This window comes from Acinetobacter sp. SFB (assembly GCF_001647545.1).
Lineage (GTDB): Bacteria > Pseudomonadota > Gammaproteobacteria > Pseudomonadales > Moraxellaceae > Acinetobacter.
Genome location: NZ_LSZH01000001.1, coordinates 375,622 through 396,136 on the forward strand (window position 1 = coordinate 375,622; position 20,515 = coordinate 396,136).

22 protein-coding genes are annotated in these 20,515 nt (G+C 41.8%); 14 read left to right on the forward strand and 8 right to left on the reverse strand.

Annotated elements, in window-relative coordinates:
- Positions 1-32: 32 nt before the first annotated feature.
- The 7 genes from AY606_RS01755 to AY606_RS01785 all read right to left on the reverse strand — a co-directional run bounded on the left by AY606_RS01755 (position 33) and on the right by AY606_RS01785 (position 6,721).
- A complete protein-coding gene (locus AY606_RS01755) occupies positions 33-956 on the reverse strand; it encodes a CysB family HTH-type transcriptional regulator (protein ID WP_067863781.1) in 924 nt (307 codons plus the stop codon).
- A gap of 53 nt (positions 957-1,009) precedes the next feature.
- A complete protein-coding gene (locus AY606_RS01760; RefSeq protein ID WP_067863783.1) occupies positions 1,010-2,071 on the reverse strand; it encodes a sulfate/molybdate ABC transporter ATP-binding protein in 1,062 nt (353 codons plus the stop codon).
- An 11-nt stretch (positions 2,072-2,082) separates the two neighbouring features.
- Positions 2,083-2,976: a sulfate ABC transporter permease subunit CysW gene (cysW, locus tag AY606_RS01765; RefSeq protein WP_067863798.1), complete on the reverse strand. Its 894-nt coding sequence runs from the start codon at positions 2,974-2,976 to the stop codon at positions 2,083-2,085.
- Positions 2,973-3,806: a sulfate ABC transporter permease subunit CysT gene (cysT, locus tag AY606_RS01770; RefSeq protein WP_067863800.1), complete on the reverse strand. Its 834-nt coding sequence runs from the start codon at positions 3,804-3,806 to the stop codon at positions 2,973-2,975. Before cysT ends, cysW begins: the two co-directional genes overlap by 4 nt.
- 84 nt (positions 3,807-3,890) lie before the next feature.
- Positions 3,891-4,496 (reverse strand): alpha/beta hydrolase, encoded by a 606-nt coding sequence (locus tag AY606_RS01775; RefSeq protein WP_067863802.1) that lies wholly within the window; start codon positions 4,494-4,496, stop codon positions 3,891-3,893.
- A 29-nt stretch (positions 4,497-4,525) separates the two neighbouring features.
- On the reverse strand, positions 4,526-5,539 hold the full coding sequence (locus tag AY606_RS01780; protein ID WP_067863805.1) for a sulfate ABC transporter substrate-binding protein: 1,014 nt from the start codon (positions 5,537-5,539) through the stop codon (positions 4,526-4,528).
- Between the two features lie 177 nt (positions 5,540-5,716).
- Complete coding sequence (locus tag AY606_RS01785) at positions 5,717-6,721, reverse strand: sulfate ABC transporter substrate-binding protein (RefSeq protein WP_067863808.1); 1,005 nt, start codon at positions 6,719-6,721, stop codon at positions 5,717-5,719.
- A gap of 166 nt (positions 6,722-6,887) precedes the next feature.
- Here AY606_RS01785 and pabC point away from each other — a divergent pair, with 166 nt between their 5' ends.
- From pabC to AY606_RS01805, 4 genes are all read left to right on the forward strand, one after another.
- The gene (pabC, locus tag AY606_RS01790; protein WP_067863811.1) at positions 6,888-7,700 is read left to right on the forward strand and encodes an aminodeoxychorismate lyase; all 813 of its coding nucleotides are present in this window, start codon (positions 6,888-6,890) and stop codon (positions 7,698-7,700) included.
- A gap of 1 nt (position 7,701) precedes the next feature.
- The gene (mltG, locus tag AY606_RS01795) at positions 7,702-8,751 is read left to right on the forward strand and encodes an endolytic transglycosylase MltG (protein WP_067863814.1); all 1,050 of its coding nucleotides are present in this window, start codon (positions 7,702-7,704) and stop codon (positions 8,749-8,751) included.
- A 3-nt stretch (positions 8,752-8,754) separates the two neighbouring features.
- Positions 8,755-9,354 (forward strand): dTMP kinase, encoded by a 600-nt coding sequence (tmk, locus tag AY606_RS01800; RefSeq protein ID WP_067863817.1) that lies wholly within the window; start codon positions 8,755-8,757, stop codon positions 9,352-9,354.
- A 94-nt stretch (positions 9,355-9,448) separates the two neighbouring features.
- Entirely contained in the window at positions 9,449-9,865 is a 417-nt protein-coding gene (locus tag AY606_RS01805; protein ID WP_067863820.1) for a PaaI family thioesterase, read from the forward strand.
- A 78-nt stretch (positions 9,866-9,943) separates the two neighbouring features.
- On the opposite strand, the gene nadB is transcribed toward AY606_RS01805, so the two are convergent.
- Positions 9,944-11,581, reverse strand: coding sequence for an L-aspartate oxidase (gene nadB, locus AY606_RS01810; RefSeq protein ID WP_171255336.1), 1,638 nt, complete (start codon positions 11,579-11,581; stop codon positions 9,944-9,946).
- Positions 11,582-11,810: 229 nt separating this feature from the next.
- Between nadB and AY606_RS01815 the strand changes: the two genes are divergently transcribed.
- The 10 genes from AY606_RS01815 to pdxJ all read left to right on the forward strand — a co-directional run bounded on the left by AY606_RS01815 (position 11,811) and on the right by pdxJ (position 20,507).
- Positions 11,811-13,193 (forward strand): Do family serine endopeptidase, encoded by a 1,383-nt coding sequence (locus AY606_RS01815; RefSeq protein WP_067863826.1) that lies wholly within the window; start codon positions 11,811-11,813, stop codon positions 13,191-13,193.
- Between the two features lie 135 nt (positions 13,194-13,328).
- Positions 13,329-13,790, forward strand: a complete 462-nt coding sequence (locus AY606_RS01820; RefSeq protein ID WP_067863828.1) for an acyl-CoA thioesterase — start codon at positions 13,329-13,331, stop codon at positions 13,788-13,790.
- 253 nt (positions 13,791-14,043) lie between these two features.
- Complete coding sequence (gene lepA, locus AY606_RS01825) at positions 14,044-15,861, forward strand: translation elongation factor 4 (RefSeq protein WP_067863831.1); 1,818 nt, start codon at positions 14,044-14,046, stop codon at positions 15,859-15,861.
- Between the two features lie 21 nt (positions 15,862-15,882).
- Positions 15,883-16,710 (forward strand): signal peptidase I, encoded by an 828-nt coding sequence (gene lepB / locus AY606_RS01830; RefSeq protein ID WP_067864504.1) that lies wholly within the window; start codon positions 15,883-15,885, stop codon positions 16,708-16,710.
- Between the two features lie 21 nt (positions 16,711-16,731).
- Positions 16,732-17,106 carry a DUF4845 domain-containing protein gene (locus tag AY606_RS01835; RefSeq protein ID WP_067863834.1) on the forward strand — a complete coding sequence of 125 codons (375 nt, stop codon included), beginning with the start codon at positions 16,732-16,734 and terminating at the stop codon, positions 17,104-17,106.
- Positions 17,078-17,770, forward strand: a complete 693-nt coding sequence (gene rnc, locus AY606_RS01840) for a ribonuclease III (protein ID WP_067863837.1) — start codon at positions 17,078-17,080, stop codon at positions 17,768-17,770. The genes AY606_RS01835 and rnc overlap by 29 nt, the downstream gene beginning before the upstream one ends.
- Positions 17,771-17,775: 5 nt before the next feature.
- On the forward strand, positions 17,776-18,804 hold the full coding sequence (gene era / locus AY606_RS01845; RefSeq protein WP_067863840.1) for a GTPase Era: 1,029 nt from the start codon (positions 17,776-17,778) through the stop codon (positions 18,802-18,804).
- A gap of 36 nt (positions 18,805-18,840) precedes the next feature.
- Positions 18,841-19,032: an NF038104 family lipoprotein gene (locus AY606_RS01850; protein ID WP_067863843.1), complete on the forward strand. Its 192-nt coding sequence runs from the start codon at positions 18,841-18,843 to the stop codon at positions 19,030-19,032.
- 12 nt (positions 19,033-19,044) lie between these two features.
- Entirely contained in the window at positions 19,045-19,755 is a 711-nt protein-coding gene (gene recO / locus AY606_RS01855; protein ID WP_067863846.1) for a DNA repair protein RecO, read from the forward strand.
- Between the two features lie 26 nt (positions 19,756-19,781).
- Positions 19,782-20,507, forward strand: a complete 726-nt coding sequence (gene pdxJ, locus AY606_RS01860; RefSeq protein ID WP_067863849.1) for a pyridoxine 5'-phosphate synthase — start codon at positions 19,782-19,784, stop codon at positions 20,505-20,507.
- The last annotated feature ends 8 nt before the right edge of the window (positions 20,508-20,515 follow it).

Here is a 20,515-nt window from a genome sequence, read left to right on the forward strand (position 1 = left end):
TGATATCCCTGATCTAAAAAATAATGTGATTTTTAATCTTCTGGATAAGCCACCCGTTTCAGTGCCTTGATGTCTGCTTCGGGTGAGCAGAGTGAAACAAACTCATAACCATATCCGCGCAGTAAATGTCCTTTACGCACCGCAATCCAGGTGGTATTCACCCCAAAAATATCGGTAGGAATTTGTTTCAAACGGTAGTCACGTTCTGCATCGTAAGCGACATTATTGACAATACCGACGCCCATATTCAGTTCAACATAGGTCTTGATGACATCAGCATCAAGCGCTGACATCACAATATCAATATCAATTCCTGCCTCTTCAAAGGCCTTATCAATTTTTGAACGACCGGTGAAGCCGCCGTGATAAGTAATCAGCGGATATTGCGACAAATCTTCTAAACTAATATCAGTTTTGCTGGCCAGTGGATGATTTTGTGGCGTAATAATACTGTGTTGCCAAGTATAAAAAGGCACACTCGCGAGGTTGTCTTCAGTGGTTAAAGACTCGGTCGCAATACCGATATCGGCTTCGCCTTGAAGTAGCATTTCAGTAATTTCAACCGGACTGGCCTGTTGCAAAATCAGATGGACTTTTGGAAATTCTTTTTTAAATTGGTTCACAATCGGCGGCAATACATAACGCGCTTGAGTATGGGTGGTTGCAATCGTGAGCGTGCCTTCATCAACGCGGTTAAAGTCATCTGCCAGACGTTTAATGTTGTCTGCATCGACCAGCATGCGCTCAACAATACCCAGTAAAGACTGACCCGGCTCAGTTAAACCCAGCAGACGTTTCCCTTTGCGGATAAACAGTTGTACGCCCAGTTCATCTTCCAAATCTTTGATGTGTTTACTTACCCCCGATTGCGAGGTGTAAAGTGCTGCTGAAGCTTCAGTTAAATTAAAGTTTTGTCTAACGGTTTCTCGAATAATTCTTAATTGTTGGAAATTCATGATTCTGCATACCTTAAAAGGGGATGGGGCTTTTTTGCCCCATCTATTTGTTTTTAAGCGACGTCATTGGCAAATAAATGCAATGCAGATGGGCTTAACCACACAGTTTGATTTGGTTTGAATTGATGTAATTTGGCTTCTTCAGAGCTAAGCGAAATTTCAATCAAATTACCTTGGCGATCTTGAAGTTCGGCAAGCACTTTACCGGCAATCCAGATTTCACGTAAAAAAGTGGCTTGAATGGCATTTTCTTGCGGAGTTGCATGAATACTGAGTTCGTTTGGACGCGCAAATGCAATGATTTCACCTTGGGGTGCATCTTTCACTTGTGGCAACTGAATACGGTCTTCACCCAGATGAATAATACCTTGCTGATTTTGACCTTCGAAACGATTGGCCTGACCGAGGAAGTCAAAAACAAATGGCGTTGCCGGTTGTTCATAGACTTCACGCGGTGAACCAATTTGCTCTACATTACCTTTGTTCATAACGATAATCTGGTCAGCTACTTCCAAAGCTTCTTCCTGATCGTGGGTGACGAAAATAGAAGTGATATGCAATTCATCATGCAAAGTACGTAACCAGCGACGCAGTTCTTTACGCACTTTGGCATCGAGTGCACCAAAAGGTTCATCCAGTAACAGTACGCGAGGCTCAACAGCGAGTGCTCGCGCCAATGCAATACGTTGACGCTGACCGCCTGATAACTGAGCCGGGAAACGATCTGCCAAGAAACCGAGCTGAACCAAATCGAGTAAACGGGTGACACGCTTTTTGATTTCAGCTTCAGAAGGGCGGGTCGAGCGCGGACGAACACGTAAACCAAAAGCAATGTTTTCAAATACGGTCATGTGACGGAACAAGGCATAGTGCTGAAAAACGAAGCCCACTTGACGTTCGCGAACGTGAACATCGGTTGCATCTTCACCTTCAAGAATCACCTGACCGCCATCGGCTGATTCCAGGCCTGCAATAATGCGCAGCAAGGTGGTTTTTCCGCAGCCTGATGGCCCAAGTAATGCCACCAGTTGCCCATCCGGAAAATCCAGTGAAATATTATTAAGTGCATGGAATGCACCAAAGTGTTTTTCAATATTTTTAACTTGAATACTCATGATGTCATTCCTTAAGAAACTGTTGAATCTTCATTACGTTTGTTTTGGTTCTCTTGGCGAATCTCAACCCAGGCTTTTAAAATCAGGGTCACAATAGCAAGTAAGGCCAACAAAGAGGACACTGCAAACGCAGCACTAAAGGTATATTCGTTATAGAGAATTTCTACATGTAACGGTAGAGTATTGGTTTCGCCGCGGATATGTCCAGACACCACCGATACCGCACCGAATTCACCCATGGCACGGGCATTACACAGAATCACACCATAAATCAGACCCCACTTAATATTCGGCAAGGTCACTTTATAGAAGGTTTGCCAACCGGAAGCACCGAGTACAATTGCCGCTTCTTCTTCTTCAGTGCCTTGTGCTTCCATTAAAGGAATCAGTTCACGCGCCACAAAAGGAACGGTAATAAAGATGGTTGCAAGTACAATGGCAGGCACGGCATACAATACTTTGATGTCGTGATCCATCAGCCAGCTGCCCATCCAGCCTTGAGTACCAAAAATCAGCACCAGCATCATGCCTGCAATGACCGGGGATACCGAGAATGGAATGTCAATAATGGTGGTTAAAAGAGATTTACCACGGAAGTTGAATTTCGCAACAGACCATGCAGCAGCAACACCAAACACCACATTTAAGGGTACGGCAATCGCAGCGGTCAATAAAGTCAGTTTTACTGCAGATAAAGTGTCTGGATTGATCAAGGCTTGGAAATAAACCGCAACCCCTTGCTTAAAGGCTTCCACAAAAACCAAAACTAACGGCAGAATCAGGCAGCTCAAGAAAAAGATCAGCGCAATGGTGATCAGAACATTACGTACCCAGGTCGGTTCGCGGGTTGCATCACGAGATTGCAATTTTTCTGCTAAAGCATTGCTATTGGTCGTTAAGCTCATCGGGCTGTTCTCCCTGTACGGCGGCTTGCCCATGCTTGTAGCAAGTTAATCAGGAATAAAATCGTAAAAGAAATTAACAACATCACCACCGCAATCGTGGTTGCACCTGCGTAATCATATTCTTCTAAACGCGAAATAATCATCAATGGCGCGATTTCAGTTTCATAGGGCTGGTTACCGGCAATAAAGATCACTGAACCGTATTCACCGACACCACGTGCAAATGCCAAGGCAAAACCAGTCAATAGTGCAGGGAACAGAATCGGCATAATGATTTTGGTTATAATCTGAAAACGGTTGGCGCCGAGTGCTGACGCAGCTTCTTCCAGTTCGGTTTCCATATCACTTAAAACAGGTTGTACCGTACGAACAACGAAAGGTAAGCCAATAAAAATCAGCGCAAGCGTGATCCCGATCGGAGTATAAGCCACTTTAATGCCCATCGGTTCCAGGTACTGACCAATCCAGCCGGTAGGTGCATATAAAGAGGTCAGGGCGATACCGGCAACTGCGGTTGGCAAAGCAAAGGGTAAGTCGACTAAAGCATCAATAATTCGTTTGCCAGGAAAGCTGTAACGAACCAGACACCATGCCAGTAACAGACCAAAGATCACATTGACTAAGGCAGCAATAAGTGCGGCACTAAAACTTAACTGCAAAGATTTTAGGATACGTTCTGAACTTAAAATTTCCCATAAACCGTCCCAACCAATTCCCAGTGATTTAATAAACACTGCAGAGAGTGGAATAAGAACAATTAATGACAAATACGCTAGGGTAAAGCCTAGAGAAAGACCAAATCCTGGCAGCACTCGGGATCGCTGCGACATGATTACTCCTCAAAAGAGAAAATGCTGACCAATTAAGTCAGCAAAAATAAAAGTTTAATTCGGCACAAGCATAATTTGCATACTCTAAATTGCAAATTTAAAATAATACTTGCTCTCATCAGAAAAATTGATATGTTGCAGTACATTCTCTGAAATCAAATAATCATAAATTTCAGGAAACGGACCAAAACCGGAAGCCACATTAATATGTCCGACCTGGCCCAGATTAATCGGATTGAGCTTCCATGCTTGGGCTAAGCATTGGGCATCTTCAAAACTTAACCACGGGTCGTTTTCACTGATCAGTAAAGTAGTAGGAACGACAGTTTTTAACTGATGAAAATAACGTTGATAATCTTGTTGGCTATCACGTGCAAAGCCGGCTTCACCAAAACGTGCAGGATTGGCTGGAGCAACCAAAATCAAATTTTTAATTTTTTGATTGAGTTCAGGGTGCTGCGCCAGTGCTGCAACAGTGGTGAGGCAACCAAAGCTATGTGCAACAATTTGGATAGAGCCTTGAATTGGAGACACGGTATTTACAAATTCGCTTATCCAGGTTTCAAGTACCGGTTTATGCCAGTCCTGTTGTTGCACACGAGAGCATGACATAAGTTGTCGTTGTAACCAAGACTGCCAGTGAGCAGGTTCACTGCCACCTACACCTGGAACAATTACGGTATGAATCATGTCGATGCTCCTCTATCTTTCCAGCGCGATTATTTTGCGTTATTGGCTTTTACGATTTGGTCAAAGATGCCACCATTCTCAAAGTGAGCTTTTTGAACTTTATCCCAACCGCCAAATTCCTGATCAATGGTGACAAGTTTAAGTGGCTTGAATACATTGCTATATTTTGCTAACACTTTTGCGTTACGTGGACGGTAGAAGTTACGTGCTGAAATTTCTTGACCCAATGGAGAGTACAAGAAGTTCAAGTAACCTTGTGCCAGGTATTTGTTGCCTTTTTTCTCGGCATTCTTTTCTACAATCGCCACGGGTGGCTCAGCCAGAATAGACAGGCTAGGGGTGACGATTTCGAATTTACCCGGCTGTTCACGAATCGCCAAGTAAGCTTCATTTTCCCAAGCCAGTAATACGTCACCCATGCCGCGTTCAGCAAATGTTGTTGTTGCACCACGTGCGCCAGAGTCAAGCACTTTGGTGTTTTTATAGATTTTACGCACGAATTCTTGAGCCGTTTTATCGTTACCACCGGCTTGGTGTTTCGCCCATGCCCAAGCGGCTAAATAGTTCCAGCGCGCACCGCCAGAAGTTTTAGGATTTGGCGTGATGATCCCGACACCTGGTTTAACTAAGTCGCCCCAGTCTTTTAGACCTTTCGGGTTGCCTTTACGTACCAAAAAAACAATTGTAGAGGTATAGGGTGTTGAGTTATGAGGAAGTTTCTTTTGCCAGTCAGCTGGAAGAAGTTTGGTTTTTTGTTCAATCACGTCAATATCCGCAGCAAGCGCAAGCGTCACCACATCAGCATCTAAACCATCAATCACTGCACGTGCTTGTTTGCCAGAACCACCATGAGATTGCTTGAAGTTAATTTTTTGACCGGTACGGCTTTCCCAGTATTTGCCGAACTGTTTATTGACATCTTCATAAAGTTCACGGGTTGGGTCATAAGAGACATTTAAAAAGTCTTTTGCGAGTGCGCTAAAAGAGGTAGCAGAGATAACTGCTGCTAAAACCCCTAACTTTAATTTTGCTGAAATGCTCATGCCAACCTCAATATTCTTAACTGTTTTGTAACATGAATGCAGAATAGCGCCATACTTTATGCATAAAAAATAATAAAAAATGAATTTAATATGAAAAAAAGAGATAAAAGAAGCCTGTTCCGTATCCAAAGCACTGGCCTTATCAATAAAGCCAGTACTGTTCTTAATTTTCCCAAATTATTTGGTGCTATTTGCTTTTACGATTTGGTCGAAAATACCGCCATTATCAAAATGTTGTTTTTGAACCTTAGTCCAGCCACCAAATTCTTTATCAATGGTCACCAGCTTTAATGGTTTGAATACGGATTTGTATTTTGCCAATACAGCCGCATTGCGCGGACGATAAAAGTTGTTGGCAGCCACAGTCTGGCCTGCAGGTGAGTACAGATAGTTTAAGTAAGCTTTCGCTATGTTCAGATTGCCATCTTTCTGTGCATTCTTTTCAACAATCGCTACAGGCGGTTCTGCCAAAATAGACAATGACGGTGTGATAATTTCAAACTTGCCCGGCTGTTCACGAATTGCCAAGTGAGCTTCATTTTCCCAAGCCAGTAATACATCGCCAATACCGCGTTCAGCAAATGTGGTGGTTGCACCACGTGCGCCAGAATCAAGAACTTTGGTATTTTTATAGATTTTGCGTACAAATTCTTGGGCTTTGGTATCGTTGCCACCCGGTTGGTGTTTTGCCCACGCCCATGCTGCTAAATAGTTCCAGCGTGCACCGCCAGAGGTTTTAGGATTAGGTGTGATAATTCCGATGTCGGGTTTAACCAAATCGCCCCAATCTTTAATGCCTTTCGGATTGCCTTTATGTACCAGAAATACGATGGTTGAGGTATAAGGGGTCGAGTTATTGGGAAACTTTTTCTGCCAGTCTTTTGGCAGCAGATTTGTATTTTCAGCAATGGCATCAATATCTGCAGCCAGCGCTAAAGTCACAACGTCTGCATCAAGACCATCAATGACGGAACGTGCCTGTTTGCCTGAACCGCCGTGTGATTGTTTGAAGTTAATTTCTTGGCCTGTGGTTTTCTTCCAATATGCACCAAACTCTTTATTATAGTTTTCATACAGTTCACGAGTTGGATCGTAAGAAACGTTTAAAAAGTCTTTTGCAAGCGCACTAAAAGATGTTGCCGAAATAACTGCTGCTAAAACCCCGATTTTTAATGAGCGCATTTTTGCTATCCTTTACATTTAAATTATTTATGTTTTGTACAATGCGGAGAATAGCGTCATCTTTTTTATTAAAAAAATAATAAGAAATGAATTTGATATGAATAAAAAAGCTATAAATCTAAGACTGCTGTTTTAAACTAAGTCATCATTCACAGGACGCTTTGTTATGCCATGTTTTAAGAATGCAGAGGAAATAAACGAAATTTCATTATTGGATCGCGCTTTCCATTATGGTGATGGCTGTTTTACGACAGCGCGTGTGCGGCATGGCAAAATAGAGCTTGAAAACCTGCATATGGCACGGCTGCATTTAGGTTGTGAACGACTGCTGTTAAAAGCTGATTTGAGTGTGATTCAAAAAAGCTTGGTTTTACTGCAAAAGAAATTTTTAGCAGTGAATGGTACGTTTAAAATCATTATTAGTCGTGGTGAAGGACAGCGCGGATACAGCTTGCCTGAGCATTCAGCGGATGTATGGGTGTTTTTTTATCCTCAGGTTGTTGATGATTTTCAAATTGAAAAAATTAAATCGGGTGTACTGCAGCAAGCCTTAGGTCTAACCATGCCAAGTCTGGTTGGAGTAAAAAGCCTGAATCGTTTGGAACAGGTGTTGTTAAAAAGTGAGGCCGATCAAAAAGGATGGGCGGAAGCACTGGTAACCGATGTGCAAGGCACTGTTGTTGAAGGAGTAAGCAGTAATTGTTTCATTCGTTTAAACAATACATGGATTACGCCAGAACTTCGTTATAATGGCGTCCATGGTGTGATGCGCGCGGAGATATTATCTCGTATGCAACAACAAGGTATTCATTGCCAACAGCGCTTTATTGATATGGAAGAAATTTCAAAATTTGAAAGTCTGTTTTTCTGTAATGCCTTAAGTCCAATGAAAGTTGTGACTGAACTTAATCAGCAAACTTTGAATGTTCAAGCCTGTATTGAACTGTTTAATATCCTTCAACTGAATCAGATTCGTTAATATGTCCAGCACACAGAAAAATTCAAAAAAGAAAGCCAGAAAAGCATTTCCATTGAAAGGTTTGATCATTCTATTCCTGGGTTTTGTGGTGATGGCTTCAGTCATCTTATGGTCAAGCTTATTTAAGGCTTACCCCGTCCAAGGTCAAAAGCAGATGCTGGCGATTGGAACTGGTGATACCTATTCAGGTTTTATTGATCGCTTAGCCAAAGAAGATAAAGTCAGTTTTCCCATTATATTAAAGCTTTATCAAAAAATTATGATTCATGACACCATGAAAGCCGGTGTGTATGAAGTGCGTCAGGGCATGACTATTCGTCAAGTGATGGATATGGTAGCGAATTCTGAAAATGCGCAAATGAACCGTATTTTAGTGATTGAAGGAACGACCTTTAAACAGTTAGTTGAACTTCTAAAGAAAGATGATCTAGTCACCAAAGAAGTGCTGAATCTTCCGCAGGAGCAGATGCTGCAAGCGTTGAATATTCCGTTTACGCATCCTGAAGGTCTGTTTGCGCCGGATACCTATTTCTTTGCCAAAGGCGAAACAGATAAAAAGATTCTGACGGATTTGTATAATCGTCAAATGAAATCTTTAGATGCCGCATGGACAAATCGCGCCTCGGATTTACCTTATAAAGATAAATATGAAGCCTTGATTATGGCTTCAATTGTTGAAAAAGAAACCAGTCTCGACCGTGAACTTGAACAGGTTTCCGGTGTGTTTGTGCGCCGTTTAAAAATGGGCATGCGTCTGCAAACTGACCCTACTGTGATTTATGGCATGGGAGATAATTATAAAGGCAATATCACCCGCACTGATTTACGTACACCGACTTCTTATAACACTTATACCAATAATGGTTTGCCGCCCACACCGATTGCGTTACCTAGTCAAAAAGCCATTGAAGCTGCAATGCATCCCGATGCATCAAACAATATCTATTTTGTGGCAACAGGTAATGGTGGACATAAATTTACGGCAAGTTTAGATGAGCATAATCGTGCAGTGCAAGATTACTTGTCAGTTTTAAAATCGAAGCAGGAGTGAGGGATGTTTATTAGTTTTGAAGGCACTGAAGGTGTCGGGAAAACCACACTCATTCGTAAAATGTATGACTATTTGGAACAGCAAGGTCGGCAAGTCGTGCTTACTCGTGAGCCGGGTGGCACACCGATGGCAGAACAGATCCGTTCACTACTGTTGTCGGTTAATCATGAAGAAAGTATGGCCCATGATACCGAGCTGCTTTTAATGTATGCAGCACGTGCACAACATTTACAGCAAGTCATTGTACCGGCCTTGACTGCGGGTAAAACCGTACTCTGTGATCGTTTTACCGATGCCAGTTTCGCTTATCAGTGTGCGGGGCGTGGTTTAAGCAAAGAAAAATTGCAGTTATTGAATGCAAATTTTGTCTCACATATGCCAAATATCACTTTTTGGCTGGATGCACCGACAGAACTGGGCATGTCACGCGCACGTGAGCGCGGTGCACTGGATCGGTTTGAACAAGAAAAAGCCACTTTCTTTGAGAAAGTACGTTCAGGTTATCAGGAACTTTGGGGGCAACAAGGTAAACGAATTAAGCGCATAGATGCGACACAAACGCCAGATCAGGTATTTGAACAGGCAGTGGCTTATCTGAAATAACTTTTCAAGATTAAAACAAAGATCAAAAAGATCAGTGCTTAAAGTAGATTATTCTTTTATATTCGGCATGATCAAGGATGAAGATAGAATATAAATGAAAAGTACCAAAGCAGAAATCATTGCTTTTTTACAGGCTGAATTTCCACAAAGTCTGGAAAAATGTGAAATAGAAAAAGTGACTGAAAAAGGCGCATCCATTATTTATCGTGTGGGAGCTGCGGATTTAAGACCAGGTGGAACGGTGTCAGGACCGACCATGATGACTGCGGCCGATTATGCGCTTTATATTGCGATACTGGGCGAGATCGGCATTGTCGCGTTGGCAGTCACCACCAGTTTATCCATCAATTTTTTAAGAAAACCTACAGCAGAACAGAATATTCGTGCGGTTTGCAAATTAATGAAAGTCGGCAAGGCACTGATAGTTGGAGATGTATGGTTGTATTCAATTGATTCGGAAGAACCGATTGCGCATGCTGTAAGCACCTATTCCATACCGCCTCAGCGATAAATAGAGGTGATGCAGCGATAAAAAGCCGAACAAACATGTTCGGCTTTTTACTGATTTGATCATTATTAAAATTTAAGGCTAAGCATTAACCAAAGGCGTTTCGACTTTAAAATTAGGTGGCATCAGTACAGTTTTACGCAGTTCATCCGAGAGTTCAGGATAATCCAAAGTAAAGTGCAGACCGCGTGATTCTTTACGCTCCATCGCACAGCGTACAATCATCTCAGACACCAGAACCAGATTGCGCAGTTCAATCAGGTTTTTACTGACTTGATAATCGTGATAATACTCGTTGATTTCCCGTTTCAGCATTTCAATACGGTGTAGGGCACGTTCCAAACGTTTGGTAGTTCGTACAATACCGACATAGTTCCACATGGTCTGACGCAGTTCATCCCAGTTTTGTAGAATCACTACATCTTCATCCGGATTCATCGCCTGAGAATCATCCCAAGCGGGCACATGGGGAGATTTATATTGGGTATCAAACTGACTTTCAATATGTTTTGCAGCGCTCATGCCATACACAAAACATTCTAAAAGTGAGTTGCTGGCCATTCGGTTAGCACCATGCAATCCGGTATACGAGGTTTCCCCAATCGCATAGAGTCCTTCAATATCGGTCTGGCTGTGTTCATCGACCACCACACCGCCGCAAGTATAGTGTGCAGCAGGAACCACCGGAATCATTTCTGTGGTGATGTCGATGCCCAGTTCCAATAGACGGGCATATAAGGTAGGGAAATGTTCCTTCACAAACTTGGCCGGCTTATGGGTGATATCCAGCCACACATGACGAATCCCTAAACGCTTAATTTCATAGTCAATGGCACGTGCCACAATATCACGTGGTGCAAGTTCAGCACGTTCGTCAAAACGCAACATGAAGCGTTCACCATCGGGCAGACGTAAATAGGCACCTTCACCACGCATGGCTTCAGTAATCAAAAATGAACGTGCTTGAGGGTGATAAAGACAGGTTGGATGGAACTGGTTAAACTCCATATTGGCTACACGACAGCCAGCACGATAGGCCATGGCAATACCATCACCAGTCGCTATATCCGGATTAGAAGTATAGAGATAGGCTTTCATGGCTCCACCACATGCCAAAGCGGTAGAGGGTGCTAAGAAGGTATGAACTTTTTCAGTTTTTTCATCTAAAGCGTATAAACCCAGAGCGCGATTGCCTTGATCTTTCAGCCCTAATTTTTGGGATGTAATCAGATCAATGGCAATGTAGTTTTCAAAAATAGTGATGTTCTGTTTTTCTTGAGCGCGTTCAACTAAAGTGGTTGAAATGGCACGACCGGTTGCATCTGCGGCATGAATAATACGGCGCTGTGAATGACCACCTTCACGAGTTAAATGCAGTTGTTCTTGTTCGTCTAAGGTGAATTGGACACCATGTTTTAAAAGGAAATCAACCGATGGTTTGCCGCCTTCAACCGTTTGTTTGACCGCCTCAATTTCACATAACTGTGCACCTGCAATCATGGTGTCATCAATGTGCTGTTCAATTGAATCGGTTTCATCTAGAACAGCCGCGACACCACCTTGTGCATAAAAAGTACTTGCATCTGTTAAAGTCGATTTTGCCAAAACTGCAATATTGAAATGATCGGGTAGCGATAAAGCCAGACTTAAACCAGCACCGCCACTTCCCACAATGATCACATCAAAATGATGCGTAGTGTTTAAATTAGACATGTCCATCAGCTAATTCGAAAAAAAAGTTCGCTAATAACACCGCTTTTTTGATCAAAAAACAAGAGCTAATATGCTAATGTATGATGAGAAAAAGTAATAAACCAACAAACTTTTAAGAAATCTTTAAGCTGTTGTTTATACAAATATAATCAAACATCTTATTACACCAGATAGACAAGGTTTATGCTAAAAAATGTCTACACATATTTATAACGAAATGGAGCGAAGGCTTTATATGAATAATCGCTATGTACAAAAAGGAATTTATGCTGTGGTATTTACCATGGCGACAGTGCAAACCCAAGCAGCATCGACAGTCGACTTTTCTAATTTAGTTGAACAGGTCAGTCCTGCAGTGGTCAGTGTAAATGTCGTTAAAAAAATGACAGAGCAAGAATTGCTACAGCAGCAAGTTCCTGAAATATTGAAACGTTTCTTTGGCAATCGAGTGATTATTCCTCAACAACAGGCACCACAAGAAAAAACTGGATATGGTAGTGCATTCTTTATTAGCAAAGATGGTTATTTGTTGACCAATCACCATGTGGTAGAAGATGCATCTAAAGTCACGATCATGCTGAACGATCGCCGTGAAATTGATGCTACTGTGGTTGGAAGTGATGAGCGTACCGATGTTGCACTTTTAAAAGTCAATGGCTCGAATTTTCCTGAATTACGTACCGGCAATGTTGATCGCCTCAGAGTAGGAGAGCCGGTACTGGCGATTGGTTCACCCTTTGGCTTTGATTATTCTGCATCAGCTGGCATTGTCAGTGCGAAAATGCGCAACATGATGGGAGAAACTTCAGTTCCTTTTATCCAAACCGATGTGGCTTTGAATCCAGGGAATTCGGGGGGGCCATTGTTTAACCAAAATGGTGAAGTGGTTGGGGTGAATTCGCGGATCTTTAGTGGGACTGGAGGATATATGGGCTTATCCTTCTCTATTCCGATTGATGTGGCCATGGATGTGGCAGAGCAGCTGAAAAAGAACGGCAAGGTGACACGTTCATACTTAGGCGTAATGCTGCAAGATATCGATCGTACCCTTGCGGAATCTTATAACCTGTCCAAACCTGAAGGTGCGCTGGTGACACAGGTGGCACCAAATTCTCCAGCCGCCAAAGCCGGCTTTAAGTCCGGCGATGTCATTTTGAAATATAATGGGTCACCCATTTCAAGAACTTCGGATTTGCTTAATTACCTAAACCGCACTACACCCAATCAACACATTCAATTGCAAGTTTTACGCGATGATAAAACCCGGAATATCTCCGCAACATTGACCACTGCCCCAGATGATACTCCAGCAAAAGTGGAACAAACTGCTGAACAAAAAGGTCCAGTTATCGGCGTGAGTATTCGTAACCTCACTGCCGCGGAACAAACGCAGCTGAATGTCAAGGGCGGTATTTTGGTCGAGGAAGTGAAGCGAGGGGGAGTTGCTGCACAAGCACGTATGACGGCAGGGGACATCATTACTCAAATCAATAATAAAACCATTTTGAACAGTAATGATTTTATTAAATCTGTGTCTGAGTTGAAAAAAGGCTCAATTGCACGTGTTTCGGTAATTCGTCAAGATCAACGCGCAATTTTGGGCATGCGGATTGAATAGTCTCAATAAATGAACAGCAAAACCACTCTGAAAATGAGTGGTTTTTATATTTTGCAATTTTACTCGATCTTAAAATTACGTAGACTGTGTTTCCTTGAACGAAATTTTTGCAACGAGTACGGGTTTAAAGAATATATGAGCACAGTTTTTGATTTGGAAATGACCGTTCAAGCAGAGCATATTGACAGTTTGGGACATGTCAATAATGTGGTGTATATGCAATGGATACAGGACGTTGCTACTGCCCATATTGACGCTTTGGGTTTGGGACTCAAGGAGTATCTTGAGCTGAAGCATGCGATGGTGGCAATTGAACATCATGTGCAATATCGAAAAGCTGCGTTTGAAGGCGAAAAAATTATCTTGCGCACCTGGTTGAATGATCTCAACGCACTCTATTCTTTTCGCCAGTACGTTTTCTATCGTCCTCAAGACCAAAGTGTTTTATTCACGGGAAATACCAAATGGGCGTGTATTGAAATCGCAACAGGTCGTCCAAAACGCATGTCACCGACGTTTACCCAAGCCTATCAACCGATAGCAGCTGATATTAATCCGCTAGATTTCACCAATATCCATTTAAAAGGTGAAGATTGATAGCTACCTTCCTGTCGAGAAAAGCTTAAAAGATCGGATTAAAGTGCTGTCATTACATTTATATATCAATACTGGGATAAGGCGGATTTATCGCAAAGTTTTGCAGAAGAAAGCGACTATTTTTAAAAGCTCACTGTATTTTTAACTATCTACTGCTTATACTGTGCAACATCTTCGGAATATCCTTTTTTGCACGTCATAAATACTTTGTTCATTCAAGTATGTGATTGTGTGTTTTGATTTAGAGTAGTTTATGGCAGTTGCTAAAAAGTCAGTTAATATCAATAATATACGAAATTTTTCGATTATTGCGCATATCGATCATGGTAAGTCGACACTTGCCGATCGATTTATTCAAACTTGTGGTGGTTTGCAAGCACGCGAAATGCAAGCACAAGTCCTTGACTCTATGGACATTGAACGCGAACGCGGAATTACCATTAAAGCTGCTTCAGTAACCTTGTATTACACTCACCCCAATGGTCAAGAGTATCAACTGAACTTTATTGACACTCCAGGACACGTGGATTTTTCATACGAAGTTTCTCGCTCTCTTGCTGCCTGTGAAGGTGCACTACTGGTTGTCGATGCTGCACAAGGCGTTGAAGCTCAATCAGTTGCGAACTGTTATACCGCTCTTGAACAAGGTCTTGAAGTCCTTCCTGTTTTAAACAAGATTGATTTACCTCAGGCTGAACCTGAGCGTGTCATTCAAGAAATTGAAGATATTATCGGCATTGAGGCGACAGAAGCACCGACCTGTTCTGCAAAAACAGGATTAGGCGTTGAAGGTGTTTTAGAAACACTAGTGAATGTGATTCCACCGCCAGTAGGTGATCGGGATGCTGCTTTACAAGCCTTAATTGTCGATTCTTGGTTCGACAACTATTTGGGCGTTGTCTCGCTGGTTCGCATCAAACATGGTCGTATCCGTAAAGGCGATAAAATGCTGGTCAAATCGACTGGTCAAACCCATATCGTGACCTCAGTCGGTATTTTCAACCCTAAACACACTGAAACAGGTGAGTTAGAAGCGGGTGAAGTGGGCTTTGTCATTGCCGGGATTAAAGATATTTTTGGTGCGCCAGTAGGTGATACCCTTACTTTGTCTACGACCCCTGACGTTGCTGTATTACCTGGTTTTAAAAAGGTTAAACCGCAGGTCTATGCAGGTTTGTTCCCAATTGATGCCAGTGATTTTGAACCATTCCGTGAAGCACTGCATAAATTACAAATTAATGATTCAGCCTTGTTTTTTGAACCAGAAAGTTCTGATGCCTTAGGTTTTGGTTTTCGCTGTGGTTTCTTGGGTATGCTGCACATGGAAATTGTGCAAGAGCGTTTAGAGCGTGAATACGATTTAGACCTCATCAGCTCGGCACCAACGGTAATTTATGAAGCGTTAATGAAAAATGGCGAAACCATTTACATCGACAGTCCATCGAAAATGCCTGATGGTTCAACGGTTGAAGATTTACGTGAACCGATTGCTGAATGCCATATTTTGGTTCCTCAAGAATACTTGGGTAACGTCATGACTTTATGTGTTGAGCGCCGTGGTGTTCAAAAAGAAATGAAGTTCTTGGGTAAGCAAGTCTCCCTGACTTTTGAAATTCCTCTAGCTGAAGTAGTAATGGATTTCTTTGACCGACTCAAATCATGTTCACGTGGGTTTGCCTCGCTCGATTACAACTTTGTCCGTTTTGAAAGCTCATCTCTAGTGAAAGTGGATGTGTTGATTAATGGTGAAAAAGTTGATGCCTTGGCAATGATTGTTCATCGTAATGATGCACGTCATCGTGGTATTGCACTGGTTGAAAAGATGAAAGAACTGATTCCACGTCAAATGTTTGATGTCGCGATTCAGGCTGCAATTGGTGCACAAATTATTGCGCGCTCAACTGTAAAAGCAATGCGTAAAAACGTATTGGCTAAATGTTATGGTGGTGACGTTTCACGTAAGAAGAAACTGTTGTCTAAGCAAAAAGAAGGTAAGAAACGCATGAAGCAAGTGGGTAGTGTTGAAATCCCGCAAGAAGCGTTCCTGGCTGTATTGAAAGTAGAAAGATAATAAAATTGAGGATATATGCCCATGGATTTTGATTTTAATTTAATCCTTGTACCAGCGACACTAATTTTCTTTTTGGTGTGGTTGTTGGATAAGTTTGTCTTTAAACAAAGACAGACTCGAGGCAAGGATAATGAGAATTTCATTATCACCTGGGCGTATGACTTTTGGCCGGTGTTGGCCGTTGTGCTGATCCTACGTTCATTTTTCTTTGAACCTTTTAATATTCCATCCGATTCGATGGTTCCAACCTTGGAAACCGGCGATTTTATTCTGGTCAATAAATTTGATTATGGAATACGTTTACCTATTGTAAATACCAAAGTGATTGACGTGGGTGAACCTGAACGTGGTGATGTAATTGTATTCCGTTATCCACCACAACCGACCATTAGTTATATTAAACGTGTAGTCGGTTTGCCCGGCGATCATATTGTTTATGATCACGGACAACTTTCTATTAACGGTAATAAGGTTGCTAAAGTTCCAGTTGAATTTAGCCGTGAAAAAGATATTTTAGATACGCCTACCTCGATTTATCATCAAGAAACGCTGGGTAAACATACCTTTAAAATGCGCGAGCTTGAAGATGTAAATGTTGCACGCCAAGCACCATTTATTAATTATGTTGAAAATGGTAAATACTCGGCCGAAAATGGTTTATATTGGGAAGTCAAAGTTCCACAAGGTCATTACTTCGCGATGGGGGATAATCGTGATCAAAGTGCTGACAGTCGTTTTTGGGGCTTTGTACCGGAAGAAAACTTAACAGGTCGTGCATTCTATATCTGGATGCATAAAGAACCTGGTTTTAAATTGCCGTCATTTAATCGTAACGGTAAAATTGATTAAGCATGATTGGAAAAATAACAAATGCATAAAAATCAACAAGGGGCATCGTATATTGCAATTTTGATTGCAATTATTGGTTTTGCTTTTTTAGTGAAAATTGCTATTGCAGTGTGGGGACCGTATGTAGATGATCGTCTTATTGATAGTCAGATTACGGAGTTAATGCAAAGCAGTCCAAAAAATATTTCTCCTTCTGAATTTGAAAAACAGATGGGGCAGCGTTTTGATATGAATGGTATTCGTGACCTCAAGTTTAAAGATGTTGCACAAGTCATCAATACCGATGGTCTGCAAGTGAAAAAAGATTATGAGATAAGAAAACCGTTCTTACTCAATATAGATTTAGTGTTAAAGTTCGAGAAAAGTTTTGATCAAAGGTCAGTCCAAACTAAGTGATATGCACTTAGTCAGCCGTATCGGTTATCAGTTCAAGCAGCCTGAATTATTGCAGCTGGCACTGACACACCGCTCGGTGAGTCATAAATCTAATTATGAGCGTCTGGAATTTTTAGGCGATTCGTTATTAGGGATGATCATTGCCCATTATTTGTATCAAGCCTACCCTCATGAAAATGAAGGGCGTTTAACGCGTATGCGTGCCACATTGGTTCGTCAAGAAGCATTAGGCAAAATTGCAAACGATTTGAAACTTGGTCCGTGTTTAATCTTAAGCACAGGTGAGTTGAAATCGGGTGGACATCATCGAGAATCTATTCTTGCTGATACTGTAGAATCGATTATTGGTGCAATTTATGTCGACTGCAATGATTTAAAAGTCTTGCAAGAGATCGTACTGAAATGGTACGTGCCATATTTAGACCATATTGAGCCTACAGACCAACTCAAAGATCCCAAATCACGCTTACAGGAATATTTACAAGCGCGTAAAAAGCCTCTCCCTATTTACGATGTTGTGGATATTCAAGGCGATGCCCCGAATCAGCATTTCAAAGTGGAATGCATTATCGAGGGCTTGCCTGTATTATATGGTGAAGGATCCAGTCGTCGTTTTGCTGAGCAAGCAGTAGCGGCAGATATCTTAAAACAATTGGAGCAGTAATCTGCATGACCACACATTCTGATCACATCGATGCTGATCACGAGCCGCAAAGCAACGGCAATGACCTGATTAATGATTTTTTCAGTTCACAAGGCACTATTATTCCTACAGATTTCAAAAGTGGATTTGTGGCTATTGTTGGACGTCCAAACGTAGGTAAATCTACGTTGATGAATCATATTTTAGGTCAGAAACTTTCCATTACTTCACGTAAACCGCAAACCACTCGTCATAAAATTGTCGGTATTGATACGCGTGAAAAGTCTCAAGCGGTTTTTGTAGATACGCCAGGGATGCACAAAAAAGAAGTCCGTGCCATCAATAAAATGATGAACCGTGCAGCAAGCTCTGCATTACGTGATGTAAATCTGGTGCTGTTCGTTGTTGATGCTCAAAAGTGGACTCAAAATGATGAGCTGGTTTTGGAAAAACTGAAAAATGCTGAAATGCCTGTTATTTTAGTGATCAACAAAATTGACACTTTTGAAAATAAAAATAGTGCTTTGCCATTGATTCAAGAACGAGCGAAATTAATGAATTTCGCAGAAATTGTTCCGGTTTCAGCGTTGCGTGCTTCAAATCTTGATCACTTGCGTGACACCATTGAAAACTATTTGCCATTTCAGCCACCTTTGTATGCATTGGATCAAATTACCGATCGTTCAGAGCGTTTTCTGGCATCTGAAGTGATTCGTGAAAAGATCATGCGTCAGTTAGGTGAAGAACTTCCGTATGATTTAACCGTGCAGATTGAGTCATTTAATACTGAAGAGGCAACGATTAATGAAAAAACTGGTCGTCCAAAACCAGCCTGTACCTATATCGATGCGACGATTTTCGTTGATCGCCAAGGCCAGAAAGCCATTGTAATTGGTGAAAAAGGTGCGAAGCTGAAAAAAATCGGTATGGATGCGCGTGCGGATATGGAAAAAATGTTTGAGCAAAAGATCATGCTGACACTTTGGGTTAAAGTGAAAGGCGGTTGGTCTGATGACGAACGTGCATTGAAAAGTTTAGGTTATAGCGATATCTAAGCATATAGATAAGTAACGCTTTTATAGGGAATGGTGATGATCAAAGTATTGGCAGTTGTAGCATGTATTTTATTTATGCAAGGCTGTATTCATAAACTTGTCACTGTTCCTGTAAAAGTCGCTTATAAAACGACGAAGGGCGTGGTTAAAGGCACTGCAGCTGTCGTAGGTGCCGTCATTCCTGATGGGAATGATGAAGAAACAGACTCTAAAAAGAAAAAAGACTAGATTTGATTATTCATGCGAAATGAAGAGTTGCATGGTTATTTAATCCATCACCGTAAATACCGTGAGCGCAGTCATATCGTGCATTTGTTTACGCAGGAGCATGGGCGCGTTGATGGAATATTGAGACAAACGCCACCTCCACAATATCAACCGATTGGCTTGCAGGCTTCAGGAAAGTCGGATCTTAAAAATTTTACTAAACTTGAAATTGTCAATCAGCCGGTTTTTTTCTTTGGCGATGCCTTCTTTTCTGGTTTCTATTTGAATGAACTTATTCTTCGTTTATGTCCAGTTGAAGTCGAAATGCCTCAGACTTTTGTGCAATATCATCTGACCTTGCAACAACTACAGCAATTGGCACAGCACCAAAATCCTCATATTTTTCTCCGACAAATTTTGCGTCAGTTTGAGCATGCACTGTTAGAAGAGCTCGGCTATGCACTCGATTTTAGTATTGATGCCCAGCAGCATGAAATTCAAGAAGCGCAGCATTATATATTTCAGCTTAATGAGGGCTTTATCCCCACCATCCAACAGTCACGCTCAACTTTAGCGGGACAGCACATTCTGTCGATGCGTGATTATGAAAAGGGTAGGGATTTTAACCCGGAACAGTTACAATTGTTGGCGCAACTGTACCGGCAGATGATTACTTCTCTGTTGGGAGAGCGACCGCTGAAAAGCCGTCAATTGTGGGTTCAAAATACTCAATCTAAATCTTAATTTTTAATCTTGGTTAGGAAATTGTTATGGCTGCTTTGCTTGGGGTAAATATTGACCATGTGGCGACATTGCGACAGGCGCGCGGAACCACTTATCCAGATCCAGTCAATGCTGCATTGATTTGTGAACAAGCTGGCGCAGAAGGGATTACCTTGCATTTGCGCGAAGACCGTCGTCATATTCAAGATGATGATGTGCGTCGTATGCGTCCGTTACTAAAAACGCATATGAATCTGGAAATGGCAGTGACCCCTGAAATGGTTGAATTTGCTAAAGAAATCAAGCCGCATCATGTTTGCTTCGTTCCAGAAAAACGCCAGGAAGTGACCACTGAAGGTGGCCTGGATGTTTTGGGACATTTTGAAGAGGTCAAAGCCGCAACCCAAGCCTTAACTGCCATTTGTTGTGAAGTGTCTTTGTTCATTGATGCCGATATTGCACAAATTGATGCAGCAATTGCCTGCGGTGCACCGACCATTGAAATTCATACCGGTGCTTACGCAGATGCAAAAACACCAGAAGCACAACAGCATGAACTTGAACGTATTGCTCAAGCTGCAGAATATGCGGCATCTAAAGGTTTATTGGTGAATGCAGGACATGGTTTAAATCTTGACAATGTCACACCCATTGCAAAAATCCCACAAATTCATGAACTTAATATTGGTCATTCCATTATTGCCGATGCTGTATTTGTCGGTTTGGCCCAAGCCGTTCAACACATGAAAGCTGTCATTAAATCAGCAAGATAAGTTTTTAG